The organism is Janthinobacterium foliorum (assembly GCF_978021625.1).
In genome coordinates, this window is sequence record NZ_CDXDQE010000015.1 from 21,202 (window position 1) to 35,062 (window position 13,861).

Consider the following 13,861-nt stretch of genomic DNA (forward strand, 5'->3'; position numbering starts at 1 on the left):
ATAACAATCATGGGAGACTGGCATGGCAAATCTGCATCAGCAACTGCGTCATTTATTTTCTATCTGCATCGCCGCCTGCGGCTTGCTGGCCGCGCTGCCGGCGGCCGCCGGGCAATGGGACTTCGGCCTGTACGCGAGCCTGTGGGGCTCGCGTGAATACCAGGTCTGGCTGCCGAGCAATTACAATCCGAACACGCCGCTGCCCGTCGTGCTGATGCTGCATGGCTGCGGTTCCGAGCCGAACAGCATGGCGGCCGTCAGCCGCTACAACGAGCTGGCTGACAGTGAAAACTTCATCGTCGTCTATCCGCGCCAGAACGTCACGGCCAACCCCATGCGCTGCTGGAATTTCATGTTGCCCTTGAACCAGGAACGGGGCACGGGCGAACCGGCCGTGCTGATGGGCATCTTGAACAAGGTCAAGAACAAATATGCGGTGCAGGACAGCCGCGTGTATGTCACTGGCATTTCGGCCGGCGGCGCCATGGCCTCCATCATGGCCGCCTGCTACTCGGACGTGTTCGCCGCCGTGATGGTACATTCGGGCGGCATGTACAAGGGCGCCACGGGCATGATCACGGCTGCCGATTCGCTGTTCAATGGCAGCTCGTTCGACCCGAAAGTGCGGGGCAAGGATGCCTGGCGCTGTTCCGGTTCGCCGCGCCGCCTGATGCCGACGATGGTATTCCACGGCACCTCCGACATCGTCGTCAACCCCGTCAATGGCGAGCAAACCATCGAGCAATTCCTGCAGACCAGCGACTACGGCGACGATGGCCTCGATAATGACAGCGTGCGCTACCGTGCCGACAGCATCGTGCGCCAGACCGTGCCGTATGGCCGCAGCTACTCCATCGATACGTATCTGCACAACGGCGCCGTCATCGCGCAAAAGTACACGGTCGAGGGCATGAACCATGCGTGGAGCGGCGGCCCTCCGGGCTGGCCATTCAGCGACGAGCTGGGGCCGGATGCCACCTTGATCAGCTGGAATTTCTTCAAGAATTACCAGCGCTAGCGTTTACTTCAGCAGGCGCTGCATGAAGATGTTGAAAAAGCGCGGCTGGTCCGATGCCAGGCAAACCCGGGCGTTGGCCTGGCCCGCCACTTCGCGCGTCAAGCCGTCGTCCGTGACGGCGATGCGCAGCGGCGTGACGGGGCAGCTGGCCGGGTCGATCAGGTAGGTGACGGGCACCACGTCGAACAGCGACGGCATGTTGCTGGACCATGGCTGATAGCTGTCGATCCACTGGTGGTACAGCAGGGCGACGGCGTCCGTCAGCGGCGAACCGTGGCCGAAGATGGCGTTGCGCTCCACTTCATCGAGGCGGATTTGCGTCGAGTCGAGCGGCATCATGACGATCGGCACGCCCGAGGCGAACAGCGATTGCGCGCCCTTGACGTCCGCAGCGATGTTGTATTCCTTGTCGGCCGGACGCACGGGCACGTACTGCGACTTGCGGTAGCCGGCGCGCACGGAGCCGCCCATCATGACCACCTGCCTGACCTTGCCGAAGGTGGCCGCGTCGCGGGCGATGGCGGCGCCGATATTCGTCAGCGGCCCCAATGCCAGGAGCGTGATCTGGCCAGGCTGGCGCTGGATTTCGCGCAAGATGAAATCGACGGCATCCTGCGGCGGCTGCGACGGCGGCAATCCCCGCTGCGCATAGCGCGCCTGGGTAAACGGCGTCGGGTTCGGCGTCGTGATTCCTTGCGCGACGGGAATACCGGCGTGCCCCGTTTCGCGCAGCAGGCGTTCCAGCAAACGGCCGCGCAATGCCGTGTCGCCCCAGTCGGTGGTGATGCCGACGATCTCGATTTCCGGGCTTTGCAGCAGCAGCGCCAGGGCAAAGGCGTCGTCGATATCGTCGCCGATATCCATGTCGACAATGACCTTGTGCGCGGGCGCGGCGCTGGCGTGGCTGGCGGACAGTGCGGTGAACAGCAGAACGGACGAGAGCGCGGCACGGCGCAGCAGGGAAAGGCAGGGGGACATGGCGGGCCAGAAGTAGTGTGAAAGCGCGGCGATTTTAGCAGGCCTGGCCTGTGAATCGGGACGAGCGGAAGGTGTGGCGGGAATTATCAGGCGCGATGGTAAATTCTTACTAAATATCAAGTTTTCCATTTTCGCCTCATGGCATTGTCGATTCTCCAGCGCGATTGTGCCGCTTGACGGGAGACAGCCATGAATGGCGATGAGTCGATATCCGGCGTTCAGCGACCCCTGCGCTTGCGCCTGGGAGCGTCCGCCCGAATACCTGCGGGCGTGCCGATACCGCAGCGCATCGCCGGTAGCTGCGCCGCCACGCATTGCACGGTCAACGGCATTGCCGTCGCCTGTGTCGGCGATGTGTGCAGTTGTCCCATCAAGGGACATCATGGCTGCACCATCGCCGGCGGTTCCGCCCGGCACAGCATCAATGGCATTGCCCTTGCCTTCGAAGGCGATGCGACGACGTGTGGCGCCCGGCTGCAGGCCGGCGGCGCCAACTTGAGCACTGCCTGATGCCGCGTCCTCCCTGTATTTCCTGGTAACTATATAATCTGCGCTTGAGCGATACCCGCTCCTGTCCAGTAAAGGAATGACATGCGAGGATGTTTCTTGCGCCCCGTGGCGCTGTGTGTAATGTCGGCCGCGTGTGGCGCCGCCGGTGCCGCCGATGGGGTGGCGGTGGATGCGCAGCAGCGGGCGTCGCTGCTGGCGTTTTATGCGCAGCAATATCCAAGCGAGGCGGCCGTGCGTACCGTGTTCGAGAGCGTGCCCGTGGTCGGTAGCCGGGGCCGCGAAGTGGTGGGCAGCGTGGAAGCGCCGCCGTACCGTGGTCATGGCGCGCTGTGCCGGACGCAGCGCACCAAGTTCGTGCTGCACGGCGACGGCAAGCAGGCGCGCTGGCAAGAGGCGGGCATGGAATATTTTGCCTGGCTGGACCGTGGCACCTGCCGTCCCGTGGCCGAGCCCGTGCGCATGCTGCAGCGGATTCCTGATACGGAACTGGAAGGCGTGCTGCTGTACCAGAAATCGCTGCTCGAACGGGCGCGGCTGCTGATGGCGGGCAACACGGCCTGCGCGCCGCTGCGCGCCCTGACATTCTCGCTGGCGGCCGTCGACGTGGGCGCCGCCGCGCCGCGCGCCGAGGAGCGTTATGCGCTGGTATTCAAAAGCGACCGCGACACTTACGCGCGCGTCTGGCTGCGCAAGAGCGGGGCCCAATATGACGCCTGGAACGTGACTTGCCCGCCAGTGCTGTAGACTGCTCGCCCTTTGCCTGAATCTTTTTTGACTGTTGCAACCATGAACCAGAATTCCACATCCGCCCGCAGCTGGGGCACCATCGTCACGCATAGCGACGAGATGGCCATCATCTACCGCTATGTCGACACCTTCCACGACGACTGGGACCTGTCGTCGCAGCCGGACCGCATGATCATCGCCTGGCGCTACGAGGACGAGACGGGCATGCCTGCGCCAAACGAGCGCGAGCACATGGAAGAGCTGGAAGCGGCGCTGGCGCCCGTGGTGGAAGAGGACGGCTTTGCCACCCTGGCCCTCGTATCGACGGGCGAAAACCTGCGCGAATGGATTTATTACACGCAGTCGGGCGAGGAATTCTTCAACCGCCTGAACACGGCGCTGGCGCCGCGTCCGAAGTTCCCGATTGAAATCCGCAGCGCCGCCGACCCTGCCTGGTCGACTTACGCGGGTTTCATGGCGGCCTTGCCCCCGGCGGCCTGACCCAAGCTGCCGCGCGCCGTGCTGTGCCGCCTGCGCTGTTCAGCCTTGGCGGCGCGGGCAGGCACGCTTGCGCGCGCGACGGGTTGATCAGGGCGGGAGTTAATCAGGCCAGCGCGGCGGCCGCGATGCGCGTGGCGGCCGTGATGATGTCCTGGTTCGTGTCCGCATTTTTCTGTTCGCGCGTGTAGTACACGGCGATCACCAGCGGCGCGCCAGTGGCCGGGTAGGCGACGCCGATGTCGTTGACGCTGCCATACGCACCCGAGCCCGTCTTGTCGGCCACCTGCCAGCCGGCCGGCACGCCGGCTCGGATGCGCTTGTCGCCCGTCGTGTTGCCGCGCATCCAGCTATCGAGCTGCTGGCGCTGCGGCGCTGGCAGGCTCGTTCCCAATAACAATTGCTGCAAGCTGTGCGCCATCGACGCGGGGCTGGCCGTGTCGCGCACTTCGCCGGGGATGGCGCTATTCAATTCCGTTTCCCAGCGTTCCAGCTGGAACACCGTATTGCCGATGCTGCGCGCGAACGCCGTCACGGCTTGCGGCCCGCCCAATATTTTCATCAGAAAATTGGCCGCGCTATTGTCGCTGTATTGCAGGGTGGCGGCGCACAGTTCGGCGACCGTCATGCCGTCCGCCAGATGCTTTTCCGTCAGCGGCGAATACGTCACCAGCTCTTTTTTCTCGTAACGCACGCGCTGATCCAGCAAGCCCTCGTCGCTGGCGCTGCGGGCCAGCACGGCGGCTGCCAGCATGGCCTTGAAGGTGCTGCACAGGGGAAAGCGTTCGTCGGCGCGGTGGGTGACGCGCCGCTCGCTGTCCGTGCGCCAGGCAGCCACGCCCAGGCGCCCGCCTGCCGCCTGCTCCAGCGCCGCCAGTTGCGCGGTGGCGTCAGGCAGGGAAACGGCGGGTGCGGCGAACAGCAGGGGCGAAGGCAGCAGCAGGGCGGCGCCGGTGGCCAGCAGGGTGCGGCGGCGGGAGGAGTGTGGCAGATCAGTCATGGTCGTGGCTCGTAAGGGTGGTGGAAAGGCTGGCCAGCAGTTCGCCGATGGCGGGCAGGTTGGCCGGCTTGGTCAGGTGGTGGTCGAAGCCGGCGGCGCTCGACTGGCTGCGGTCATTTTCGGCGCCCCAGCCCGTCAATGCGACGAGCACGACCTTGCTGCCGGCGGCTGTCTGGCGCAGCGCGCGCGCGACGTCGTAGCCGCTCATGCCGGGCAGGCCGATATCGAGGAAGATCACGTCAGGCAAGAACCGCGGCACCTGCGCCAGCGCTTGCGCGCCATCGTGCGCCACTTGCGTGGCATGGCCCATCATGTCGAGCACGGCCGCCAGGGTATCGGCCGCATCGACATTGTCATCGACCACCAGCACGCGGAAGTGGCGCGCGGCAGCGCTGCCGCCAGGGGGCGCGGCGTCAAGCGGCAGGGCTGGCGGCGCCGCCAGCAGCGGCAGGCGCACGGTGAACGTGCTGCCCAGGCCGGCACCGGGGCTGGCCGCCGTGGCGCTGCCGCCATGCAGTTCGGCCAGGCGCCGCACCAGGGACAGGCCGATGCCCAGCCCGCCCTGCGCGCGGCCCATGTTCTGTCCCACCTGGGTAAACATGTCGAACACGGTGGACAGCGATTCGGCGGGAATGCCCACGCCGCTGTCCTGCACCTCGATCAGGGCCTCGCTGCCATCGCGGCGCGCGTGCAAGATGATGTGGCCGCCGGCAGGCGTGTACTTGGCGGCATTGTTGAGCAGATTGCCCAGCACCTGCGCCAGGCGCGTGGGGTCGGCGCTGAGCGGCAGCGCTTCTTCGGCGAGCTGCACCTGCAACTGGTGGCGGCTGGCCTCGATCAGCGGCATGCTCGTTTCCACGGCGCCGGCGATAATGGTTTTCAAGTCCGTGCGTTCCAGCTTGAGTTCGATCTGCCCCCGCGTGATGCGCGCCACGTCCAGCAAATCGTTGACCAGATGCACCATCTGGTTGACTTGCCGCTCCATCACGTCGCGCACGCGCGCCACGGTGGCCGGCTTGTCGGCGGCCAGGCGCATGATCTGCAAGCCGTTGCGGATGGGCGCGAGCGGGTTGCGCAGTTCGTGCGCCAGGGTGGCGAGGAACTCCGTCTTGCGCCGGTCCATTTCGGACAGGTTGTCGGCCAGCTGGCGCAGCTGCTGTTCCGAGCGCTTGCGTTCGCTGATATCGCTGAACAGCACCGTCAGCAAACGGCTGCCGGGACCGCCCAGGCGCGCGGCAAAGACTTCGAACCAGCGTTCCATGGCCACGGCTTCGTTTTCGTAGCGCACGGGCACGCCACTTTTCAGCACCTGGTCGTACAGGTCGAACCAGTGCTGGTCATGGTCGGGCACGAAGCTGCGGATGGTCTTGCCGATGGCGTCTTCCAGGCCCGACTGCTTGACGAAGGCGGGGTTGCCTTCCAGGTAGCGGAAATCGACGGGGCGGCCTTGCTCGTCGTACAGCATTTCGATGACGCAGAAGGCCTGGTCCATCAATTCGATCAGGGTGCGGTAGCGTTCCTCGCTGCGGCGCAGCGCATCTTCCACCTGTTTTTGCCGCGTGATGTCGAGTATGACGCCGGGCAATTGCAACGGCGTGCCATCGGCCGCATATTCCACGCGTCCCCGCGCGATGACGGAGCGGTACTGCCCATCGCTGGCGCACACGCGGTAGCTGGCCTCGAATGGCGTGCGTGCCTGCAGGGCCTGCGCAATCAGCTGGTTCACCTGGGAGCGGTCGTCGGGATGGATGATCTCCATGTAGCGCGCCAGCGGCGCCGGCGCGGCCGCGCTGGCATCGACGGGGAACAGGCGCGCCATGTTGCGGTCGGCCGTGACCCGGTCGGCCACGATGTCCCAGTTCCAGGTGGCCACTTCGCCGGCCGCCAGGGTCAGGCGCAAGGTTTCTTCATTATGCTTGCTGGCCGTCAAGTCGAGCGAGATGCCGGACAGGGTGATCACGTTACCGGCCCCGTCGCTGGCGCAGGTGCCGCGCATGTGCGCCCAGTGCAGCGAGCCGTCGGGCCAGCGCATGCGGATGTCGACCTCGAAATCGCTGGCGCTGGCGATCGCCGCATGCACCACCGTTTGCCAGTGCTGCAGATCGCCATCGAGCATGCTGTCCGTCAGCTGCGCATAATCGATGCTGGCCGCCGGGGGAAAACCGAAGTTGGCCTTGAAGGCGTCGGAGCACGTCATGCTGCCGCTGCCCAGGTCGATTTCCCACGTGCCCATGCGGCCGCCCTGCATGGCCAGGCGCAAGCGCTGTTCCGTCTGGCGCTGCTGCGTCACGTCGCAATGCGAACCGAGCCACTCAAGCACCGTGCCGTCTGGCGCGCGCACGGGCAGCATGCGCACGATGACGTTGCGGTAGGCGCCGCTGACGTGGCGCAGCCGGTATTCCGTCTCGAACACCGTGGTCAGCTGCGTTGGCATGACGTAGGGCAAGTTACGGTCGTCCGGGTGCAGCGCATTGATCCAGCCGCGCCCCATCAGCTCCGCTTCGCTCTGTCCCGTGTAGGCGCGCCAGGAGGGCTGGTCGGCGTCGAACAGGCCGAAAGTCTTCGTGCTCCAGACGATGTCGCAATGCGCGCCCAGCAGCAAATGGGCCGCCTGCGCGGCGGTTGGGGAAGAGGAGGCGGTGTGACTGTGCTGGCTGGCTTCGGGCATGGATAAGGTCGTTTTGGTGCGGCGCGCCGCCGCTGCACCGGAATGTGGCAGCACGGCAGGCGCAAGTACGGCGATATTACAGTCAAATACCGGCGCGGGCGTGTCTTTCAGAATCTGCATGGCGCATTTTCGCCGCCGTGCCGGGCTGGCCGTCCCGGCGCCGGAGCACGGGTAAAACAGCAGGCGCTTGCCGGTAGTGTGGCTGAATAACCACTAGTCAGCCGTTAATGTTGATGAATGAATATTTTACATAACAATATTCTTGCAGCGCATAAGCCGCGTGAAATAAAGTGGCGCCTTACTGAAAAGTTGGTGTTCATCAGACATCCCAGAGATGCGGCCGGAACCGCTGTCAGCGTGCGCGACAGTCAGGGCAGAGCCAGTGACGCCGAGAGCGGGGGGACATCCGCTCGCGCTGTTGCACCGTGATGGTGCAAACGATCGTCCAGCGCCGTACATTCCGGAGACAAGTTGCAAGAAAGACAGATTTCGCAATTCTTTTTTTAAACTTCTGGGAAACCACATGATCAAGATGTCCAAGATGCACAAGCGTTTGTGCGCCAAAAGCGCCGCCATGCTTGCACTGTCCGCTGCCTTGCCTATCGGCTCGGCTTATGCTGATGAAGTCGCTGCCGATACGGCGCCTGCCGCCAGCCAGCTGGAAACCGTGACCGTGACGGCGCAGCGCCGCAAGGAAAATATCCGCGACGTGCCTGTCTCCGTGTCGCTGCTGCGCGACGAGAAACTCGACGTGCTGGTGTCTGGCGGACAAGATATCCGCGTGCTGGCCGGCAAGGTGCCGAGCCTGAACGTGGAATCGTCGAACGGCCGCACCTTCCCCCGCTTCTACATCCGCGGCTACGGCAATACCGACTTCAACATCTTCGCATCGCAACCGGTTTCCCTGATTTACGACGACGTGGTGCAGGAAAACCCTATCCTCAAAGGGTATCCGATCTTCGACGTGGCCGGCGTGGAAGTGCTGCGCGGCCCGCAAGGTACCTTGTTCGGGCGCAACACGCCAGCCGGCTTGGTCAAGTTCGAATCCGTCAAGCCGAACCTGGACAAGGTCGAAGGCTATTACAACGTATCCACGGCAACGCATAACACCAGCAATTTCGACGGCGCCGTCAACGTGCCGCTGAGCAAAGAGTGGGCCTTGCGCTTCTCGACCCTGCGCCAGCACCGCGACGACTATGTCGACAACACCTTCACGGGCCAGAAGGATGCGCTGGACGGCTACAACGAACACGCCGAACGCGTGCAACTGCTGTACGCGCCGAACACCACGTTCAACGCCCTGTTTAACGTGCATCAGCGCAACACCACGGGCAGCGCGCGCGTCTTCTACGCCAACATGATCAAGCAAGGCACGAACGACATCGTCGACGGTTTCGACCCGAACAAATCGTTCACCAACGCGCCGAACTTCCAGCACCTGCGCACCAACGGCGCCAGCGCCCGCCTGAGCTGGGACCTGGACGGCATCAAGCTGTACTCGATCACGGGCTTCGAGCACGTGGGCAGCTATGTCTCGCACGGCGACATCGACGGCGGCGCACCGACGGGCCCGGGCTTCATTCCCTTCCAGGTGGAAACGGCTGGCGGCATCACGAGCGTGAAGCAATACTCGCAGGAATTCCGCGCCGAATCGAAGAATGCCGGTCCGCTCAATTGGCAAGCCGGTGTGTACTACTTCAACGAAGACGCCAACGGTTTCTCCGACACCTTCAATACCGATACGCACGTGCTGGCATCGCACCTGGCCAGCCGCCAGAAGAACTCGGCCTGGGCCACCTTCGGTTCCGTCAACTACGCCGTCAACGATGACTTCATGCTGCGCGCCGGCTTGCGCTACACGAAGGACAAGAAAGACTTCAACACGGTAACGGCGGATCGCGTCGCGCAGATCGATCCCACCAGCGCCGACGTCAGCAAGGCCAAGGTCAACTGGGACCTGAGCGGCACCTACAAGTACAACAAGGACGTGAACTTCTACGGCCGTATCGCCACCGGCTTCCGCGCGCCAAGTATCGCCCCGGCCAGCGACAAGGTGCCTGTGACCGTGGCCGATGCGGAAACCATCACCTCGTACGAAGCGGGCGTCAAGGCCGACCTGTTCAACCGCCGCGCGCGCATCGCGTTCAGCGTGTATGACTATCAGGTGAAAAACCAGCAGCTGACGGTGGTCGGCGGCACGTCGAACGTGACGCGCCTGATCAACGCCGCCAAGACGAATGGCCGTGGCGCGGAGCTGGAGCTGGAAGGCTTTGTCACGCCGAGCCTGAAGATGTCCCTGGGCGGCAGCTACAACTTCACGGAAATCAAGGACCCGAGCCTGTCGATCGCCACCTGCAACCCGGCGCGCTGCACCGTGACCGATCCGAAAAACGCCGCCGGCAACGCCATCATCGATGGCAACCCGCTGCCGCAAGCGCCCAAGTGGACGGTGACGGCCACGGGCCGCTACTCGATCCCGATGGAAAACGGCGAGTTCTTCGTCTTCACGGACTGGGCTTACCGCAGCAAGGTCAACTTCTTCCTGTATGAAGCGACCGAGTTTGCCGGCAAGCCGATGCTGGAAGGCGGCTTGCGCGTGGGTTACACCTGGGATGCCGGCAAGTATGAAGTGGCCGCGTTTGGCCGCAACATCACCGACACCAAGCGCATCACGGGCGCCATTGACTTCAACAACCGCACGGGCTTCATCAATGAGCCGCGCCAGTTCGGCGTGCAGTTCAAGGGCAACTTCTAATTGCCTGATCCAGGCGCCGGCATGCAAGCCGGCGCCTGCTTCAACCCGCCGACGGCTCGCGCCGCGGCGGGTTTTTTTATGCCTGTCGCCCGCCTCAGGGCAGCAGCATGGACAGTTCCTGCGCGCCGCGCTGCAGCACGGGCAGGAATTCCTCGCGCATCTGCGCGGCGCTGACGCGCACCGCCTGGGCGCCCACGTTCAGCGCGGCCAGCACCTTGCCCGAGGCGCCGCGCACCGGCACGGCGATCGAGCGCAGCCCCAGTTCCAGTTCCTCGTCATTGATGGCATAGCCGTCCTGGCGCACGCCGGCGAGGATCTGGCGCAGCTGCTCCGGCGACACCACGGTGCGTTCCGTCATCGGCCGCAGCCGGGTCCGGGCGAAATAGGCGTCGAGTTCATCGGGCGCCATGTGCGCCAGCATCACGCGGCCCAGCGAGGTGCAATAGGCGGGCAGGCGGCTGCCCGCGTTCAGCGCCACCGACATCACGCGCGAGGTGGCCGAGCGGGCCACATACAGCACTTCGCTGTCGTCGAGCACGGCCAGCGAGGACGATTCGTTGAGGGTGCGGCTGATGTTGTTCAGGCAGGGCTGCGACGACACGGCCAGCGGCGTCGACGACAGATAGGAATAGCCGAGCGAGAGCACTTTCGGGCGCAGCGAAAAATTGTTCATCTCCGCCTCCGCATAGCCGAGCTGCTGCAGCGTGTGCAGGCAGCGCCGCACGGCCGCGCGGGGAATGCCCGTCTTCTGGCTGATCTGCGCGATGGTCAGGGGGCGGCGCGAATCGCTGAAGGTGCGCAGCACGGCCAGGCCGCGCGCCAGCGAGGTCATGAAATTGGGATCGGTCAGCGCATCGATCTGTTCGGCGATGCTGGGTTCGGCCGCTTCCTGCGCGGCGGGGGTGTCGGACGGCGTGCTGCCGGGGCGTTGGATGGCTGGTTTGGGCATGGTCTTGGTTGGATGGTGGCGCGCACGCCGCGGCGTGCCGCAGTGGCCGGATGATTCTAGTCGAGTGGCCGCCGTTTGTGTTCCCCATGTTTCGCTTGACCGCGACGGCCGCACGTGGGTACACTAATTTGTGCGGTAATAAAACATTTGTTCGATTATCGAACAAATTGGATGAATTGACAAGCAGGACCTTCAGCGGAAAGACGATATCGTGATCGATAAAATATATGAATCACTGGAACGGGCCGTGGCCGATGTTCCCGATGGCGCCACCATCATGATCGGTGGCTTTGGCAACGCCGGCATGCCGGCCGCGCTGATCGATGCGCTGATCGCGCAGGGTGCGCGCGATCTGACCATCGTCAACAACAACGCCGGCAACGGCGAAACGGGCCTGGCGGCCCTGCTCAAGGCGGGCCGCGTGCGCAAGATCATCTGCTCGTTTCCCCGCCAGGCCGATTCGCAGGTATTTGATGCCCTGTACCGCGCCGGCAAGATCGAGCTGGAACTGACGCCGCAAGGCAACCTGGCCGAGCGCATCCGCGCCGCCGGCGCCGGCATCGGCGGCTTTTTCACGCCCACCGGCTATGGCACCTTGCTGGCCGAGGGCAAGGAAACGCGCCTGATCAATGGCCGCCAGTACGTATTCGAGTTGCCCATCCATGCGGACTATGCCCTGATCAAGGCGCACCGCGGCGACCGCTGGGGCAACCTGGTGTACCGCAAGGCGGCGCGCAATTTCGGCCCCATCATGGCGGCGGCGGCCACCTGCACCATCGCCCAGGTGCACGATGTGGTGGCGCTGGGAGAACTCGATCCGGAAGTGATCGTCACGCCCGGCATTTATGTGCAACGCGTTGTCAGGGAGCAAGCATGATCACACCATTTACCCGCGATGAAATCGCCGCCCGCGTGGCGCAGGACATTCCCGACGGCGCCTACGTCAACCTGGGCATCGGCTTGCCGACCCGCGTCGCCAACTACCTGCCGGCTGACCGCGAAGTGTTCCTGCACAGCGAAAACGGCTTGCTGGGCATGGGCCCTGCGCCCGCGCCGGGCGAGGAAGACGAAGACCTGATCAACGCCGGCAAGCAGCCGGTGACCCTGCTGACGGGCGGCGCGTATTTCCACCACGCCGACGCGTTTGCCATGATGCGCGGCGGCCACCTGGACATCTGCGTGCTGGGCGCTTTCCAGGTGTCCGCTGGCGGCGACCTGGCCAACTGGCACACGGGCGCGCCGGACGCGATTCCCGCCGTCGGCGGCGCCATGGATCTGGCGCTGGGCGCGCGCAAGGTCTTCGTCATGATGGACCACCAGACCAAGTCGGGCGACAGCAAGATCGTCGCGCAGTGCAGCTATCCGCTGACGGCCGTGGCCTGCGTCGACCGCATCTATACCGACCTGGCCGTGCTGGCCGTCACGCCGGACGGCTTGCGCGTGTGCGCCATGGCCGAGGGCCTCGATTTCAACGAGCTGCAGGCGCGCACCGGCGCGCCGCTGCTGCCACCGCTGCCAGGAGAATCCGCATGAACGACGCTTTTATCTGTGACGCCATCCGCACCCCGATCGGCCGCTACGGCGGCGCGCTGAAGGACGTGCGCGCCGACGACCTGGGCGCGCTGCCATTGCGTGAACTGATGCGCCGCAACCCGTCCGTCGACTGGAGCGCCATCGACGACGTGATCTACGGCTGCGCCAACCAGGCGGGCGAAGACAACCGCAACGTGGCGCGCATGTCGGCGCTGCTGGCCGGCTTGCCGCAGGAAGTGCCCGGCGCCACCGTGAACCGCCTGTGCGGCTCCGGCATGGATGCCGTGGGCAGCGCCGCGCGCGCCATCGCTTCGGGCGACTGCGCGCTGATGCTGGCCGGCGGCGTCGAATCGATGACGCGCGCGCCCTTCGTCATGGGCAAGGCCGACACGGCCTTCGCCCGCAACGCGGCCATCTACGACACCACCATCGGCTGGCGCTTCCCGAACCCGCTGATGCGCCGGCTGTACGGCACGGACGCCATGCCGGAGACGGCGGAAAACGTCGCCGACGACTACGCCATCAGCCGCGCCGACCAGGACCTGTTTGCCTTCCACAGCCAGCGCAAGGCGGCGCAGGCGCAGGCCGATGGCATCCTGGCGCAGGAAATCGTCGGCGTGCAGCTCGCGCAAAAGAAGGGCGAGCCGCTGCTGTTCGAACACGACGAACACCTGCGCCAGTCCAGCCTGGAGGCGCTGGCCAGGTTGAAGGGCGTCGTGCGCCCGGACGGCAGCGTCACGGCGGCGAATGCCTCGGGCGTCAACGACGGCGCCTGCGCCTTGCTGCTGGCCAGCGCGCAGGCGGCCACGCGGCACGGCCTGACGCCGAAGGCGCGCATCGTCGGCATGGCGACGGCCGGCGTGGCGCCGCGCGTGATGGGCATCGGCCCGGCGCCCGCCACGCAAAAGGTGCTGGCGCAGCTGGGCATGACCCTCGATCAAATGGATGTCATCGAATTGAATGAAGCGTTTGCCTCGCAGGGGCTGGCCGTGCTGCGCATGCTGGGCCTGCGCGATGATGATCCGCGCGTCAATCCGAATGGCGGCGCCATCGCCCTCGGCCACCCGCTCGGCATGAGCGGCGCGCGCCTGGTGACGACGGCCATGTACCAGCTGCACCGCAGCGGCGGACGCTATGCGCTGTGCACCATGTGCATCGGCGTTGGCCAGGGCATCGCCATCGTCATCGAGCGCGTCTGACGCGCTGGCGCGCCTGGCCTGCCTGGC

Annotated in this window: 12 protein-coding genes; 8 read left to right on the top strand and 4 right to left on the bottom strand. The window is 65.1% G+C overall.

What is annotated here, in order from left to right; translation table 11 throughout:
• Positions 1–22 precede the first annotated feature (22 nt).
• A complete protein-coding gene (locus tag ACZ92H_RS24630) occupies positions 23–1,018 on the top strand; it encodes an extracellular catalytic domain type 1 short-chain-length polyhydroxyalkanoate depolymerase (protein ID WP_465051351.1) in 996 nt (331 codons plus the stop codon).
• A gap of 3 nt (positions 1,019–1,021) precedes the next feature.
• On the opposite strand, the gene ACZ92H_RS24635 is transcribed toward ACZ92H_RS24630, so the two are convergent.
• Positions 1,022–1,996 carry a nucleoside hydrolase gene (locus ACZ92H_RS24635; protein WP_465051352.1) on the bottom strand — a complete coding sequence of 325 codons (975 nt, stop codon included), beginning with the start codon at positions 1,994–1,996 and terminating at the stop codon, positions 1,022–1,024.
• 270 nt (positions 1,997–2,266) lie between these two features.
• Between ACZ92H_RS24635 and ACZ92H_RS24640 the strand changes: the two genes are divergently transcribed.
• The 3 genes from ACZ92H_RS24640 to ACZ92H_RS24650 all read left to right on the top strand — a co-directional run bounded on the left by ACZ92H_RS24640 (position 2,267) and on the right by ACZ92H_RS24650 (position 3,733).
• On the top strand, positions 2,267–2,506 hold the full coding sequence (locus ACZ92H_RS24640; RefSeq protein ID WP_465051353.1) for a PAAR domain-containing protein: 240 nt from the start codon (positions 2,267–2,269) through the stop codon (positions 2,504–2,506).
• Positions 2,507–2,587: 81 nt separating this feature from the next.
• Positions 2,588–3,250 (top strand): hypothetical protein, encoded by a 663-nt coding sequence (locus tag ACZ92H_RS24645; protein WP_465051354.1) that lies wholly within the window; start codon positions 2,588–2,590, stop codon positions 3,248–3,250.
• Positions 3,251–3,292: 42 nt separating this feature from the next.
• Positions 3,293–3,733 (top strand): DUF695 domain-containing protein, encoded by a 441-nt coding sequence (locus tag ACZ92H_RS24650; protein WP_465051355.1) that lies wholly within the window; start codon positions 3,293–3,295, stop codon positions 3,731–3,733.
• A 103-nt stretch (positions 3,734–3,836) separates the two neighbouring features.
• On the opposite strand, the gene bla is transcribed toward ACZ92H_RS24650, so the two are convergent.
• Together bla and ACZ92H_RS24660 are read right to left on the bottom strand one after the other, a co-directional pair.
• A complete protein-coding gene (bla, locus tag ACZ92H_RS24655) occupies positions 3,837–4,730 on the bottom strand; it encodes a class A beta-lactamase (RefSeq protein ID WP_465051356.1) in 894 nt (297 codons plus the stop codon).
• A complete protein-coding gene (locus ACZ92H_RS24660; protein WP_465051357.1) occupies positions 4,723–7,518 on the bottom strand; it encodes a hybrid sensor histidine kinase/response regulator in 2,796 nt (931 codons plus the stop codon). Before ACZ92H_RS24660 ends, bla begins: the two co-directional genes overlap by 8 nt.
• A 403-nt stretch (positions 7,519–7,921) precedes the next feature.
• On the opposite strand from ACZ92H_RS24660, the gene ACZ92H_RS24665 reads away from it, so the two are divergent.
• Positions 7,922–10,153: a TonB-dependent receptor gene (locus ACZ92H_RS24665; RefSeq protein WP_465051358.1), complete on the top strand. Its 2,232-nt coding sequence runs from the start codon at positions 7,922–7,924 to the stop codon at positions 10,151–10,153.
• A 94-nt stretch (positions 10,154–10,247) separates the two neighbouring features.
• Here the strand turns inward: ACZ92H_RS24665 and ACZ92H_RS24670 are convergent, their stop codons facing one another.
• Positions 10,248–10,985, bottom strand: coding sequence for an IclR family transcriptional regulator domain-containing protein (locus tag ACZ92H_RS24670; RefSeq protein ID WP_465051457.1), 738 nt, complete (start codon positions 10,983–10,985; stop codon positions 10,248–10,250).
• A 328-nt stretch (positions 10,986–11,313) separates the two neighbouring features.
• Between ACZ92H_RS24670 and ACZ92H_RS24675 the strand changes: the two genes are divergently transcribed.
• The 3 genes from ACZ92H_RS24675 to pcaF are packed head-to-tail and all read left to right on the top strand — an operon-like array spanning position 11,314 to position 13,834.
• Positions 11,314–11,979, top strand: coding sequence for a 3-oxoacid CoA-transferase subunit A (locus ACZ92H_RS24675; RefSeq protein WP_131374052.1), 666 nt, complete (start codon positions 11,314–11,316; stop codon positions 11,977–11,979).
• Positions 11,976–12,635 carry a 3-oxoacid CoA-transferase subunit B gene (locus ACZ92H_RS24680; RefSeq protein WP_465051359.1) on the top strand — a complete coding sequence of 220 codons (660 nt, stop codon included), beginning with the start codon at positions 11,976–11,978 and terminating at the stop codon, positions 12,633–12,635. Before ACZ92H_RS24675 ends, ACZ92H_RS24680 begins: the two co-directional genes overlap by 4 nt.
• Positions 12,632–13,834: a 3-oxoadipyl-CoA thiolase gene (gene pcaF / locus ACZ92H_RS24685; RefSeq protein ID WP_131374050.1), complete on the top strand. Its 1,203-nt coding sequence runs from the start codon at positions 12,632–12,634 to the stop codon at positions 13,832–13,834. The genes ACZ92H_RS24680 and pcaF overlap by 4 nt, the downstream gene beginning before the upstream one ends.
• Positions 13,835–13,861 lie beyond the last annotated feature (27 nt).

Excerpts from the sequence above, each read along its gene's own strand:
- ACZ92H_RS24665 (WP_465051358.1), top strand. The coding sequence starts at position 7,922 with ATGATCAAGATGTCCAAGATGCACAAGCGTTTGTGCGCCAAAAGCGCC.
- bla (WP_465051356.1), bottom strand. The coding sequence starts at position 4,730 with ATGACTGATCTGCCACACTCCTCCCGCCGCCGCACCCTGCTGGCCACC.
- ACZ92H_RS24660 (WP_465051357.1), bottom strand. The coding sequence starts at position 7,518 with ATGCAGATTCTGAAAGACACGCCCGCGCCGGTATTTGACTGTAATATC.
- ACZ92H_RS24635 (WP_465051352.1), bottom strand. The coding sequence starts at position 1,996 with ATGTCCCCCTGCCTTTCCCTGCTGCGCCGTGCCGCGCTCTCGTCCGTT.
- ACZ92H_RS24630 (WP_465051351.1), top strand. The coding sequence starts at position 23 with ATGGCAAATCTGCATCAGCAACTGCGTCATTTATTTTCTATCTGCATC.
- pcaF (WP_131374050.1), top strand. The coding sequence starts at position 12,632 with ATGAACGACGCTTTTATCTGTGACGCCATCCGCACCCCGATCGGCCGC.
- ACZ92H_RS24680 (WP_465051359.1), top strand. The coding sequence starts at position 11,976 with ATGATCACACCATTTACCCGCGATGAAATCGCCGCCCGCGTGGCGCAG.
- ACZ92H_RS24670 (WP_465051457.1), bottom strand. The coding sequence starts at position 10,985 with ATGACCTCGCTGGCGCGCGGCCTGGCCGTGCTGCGCACCTTCAGCGAT.
- ACZ92H_RS24650 (WP_465051355.1), top strand. The coding sequence starts at position 3,293 with ATGAACCAGAATTCCACATCCGCCCGCAGCTGGGGCACCATCGTCACG.
- ACZ92H_RS24645 (WP_465051354.1), top strand. The coding sequence starts at position 2,588 with ATGCGAGGATGTTTCTTGCGCCCCGTGGCGCTGTGTGTAATGTCGGCC.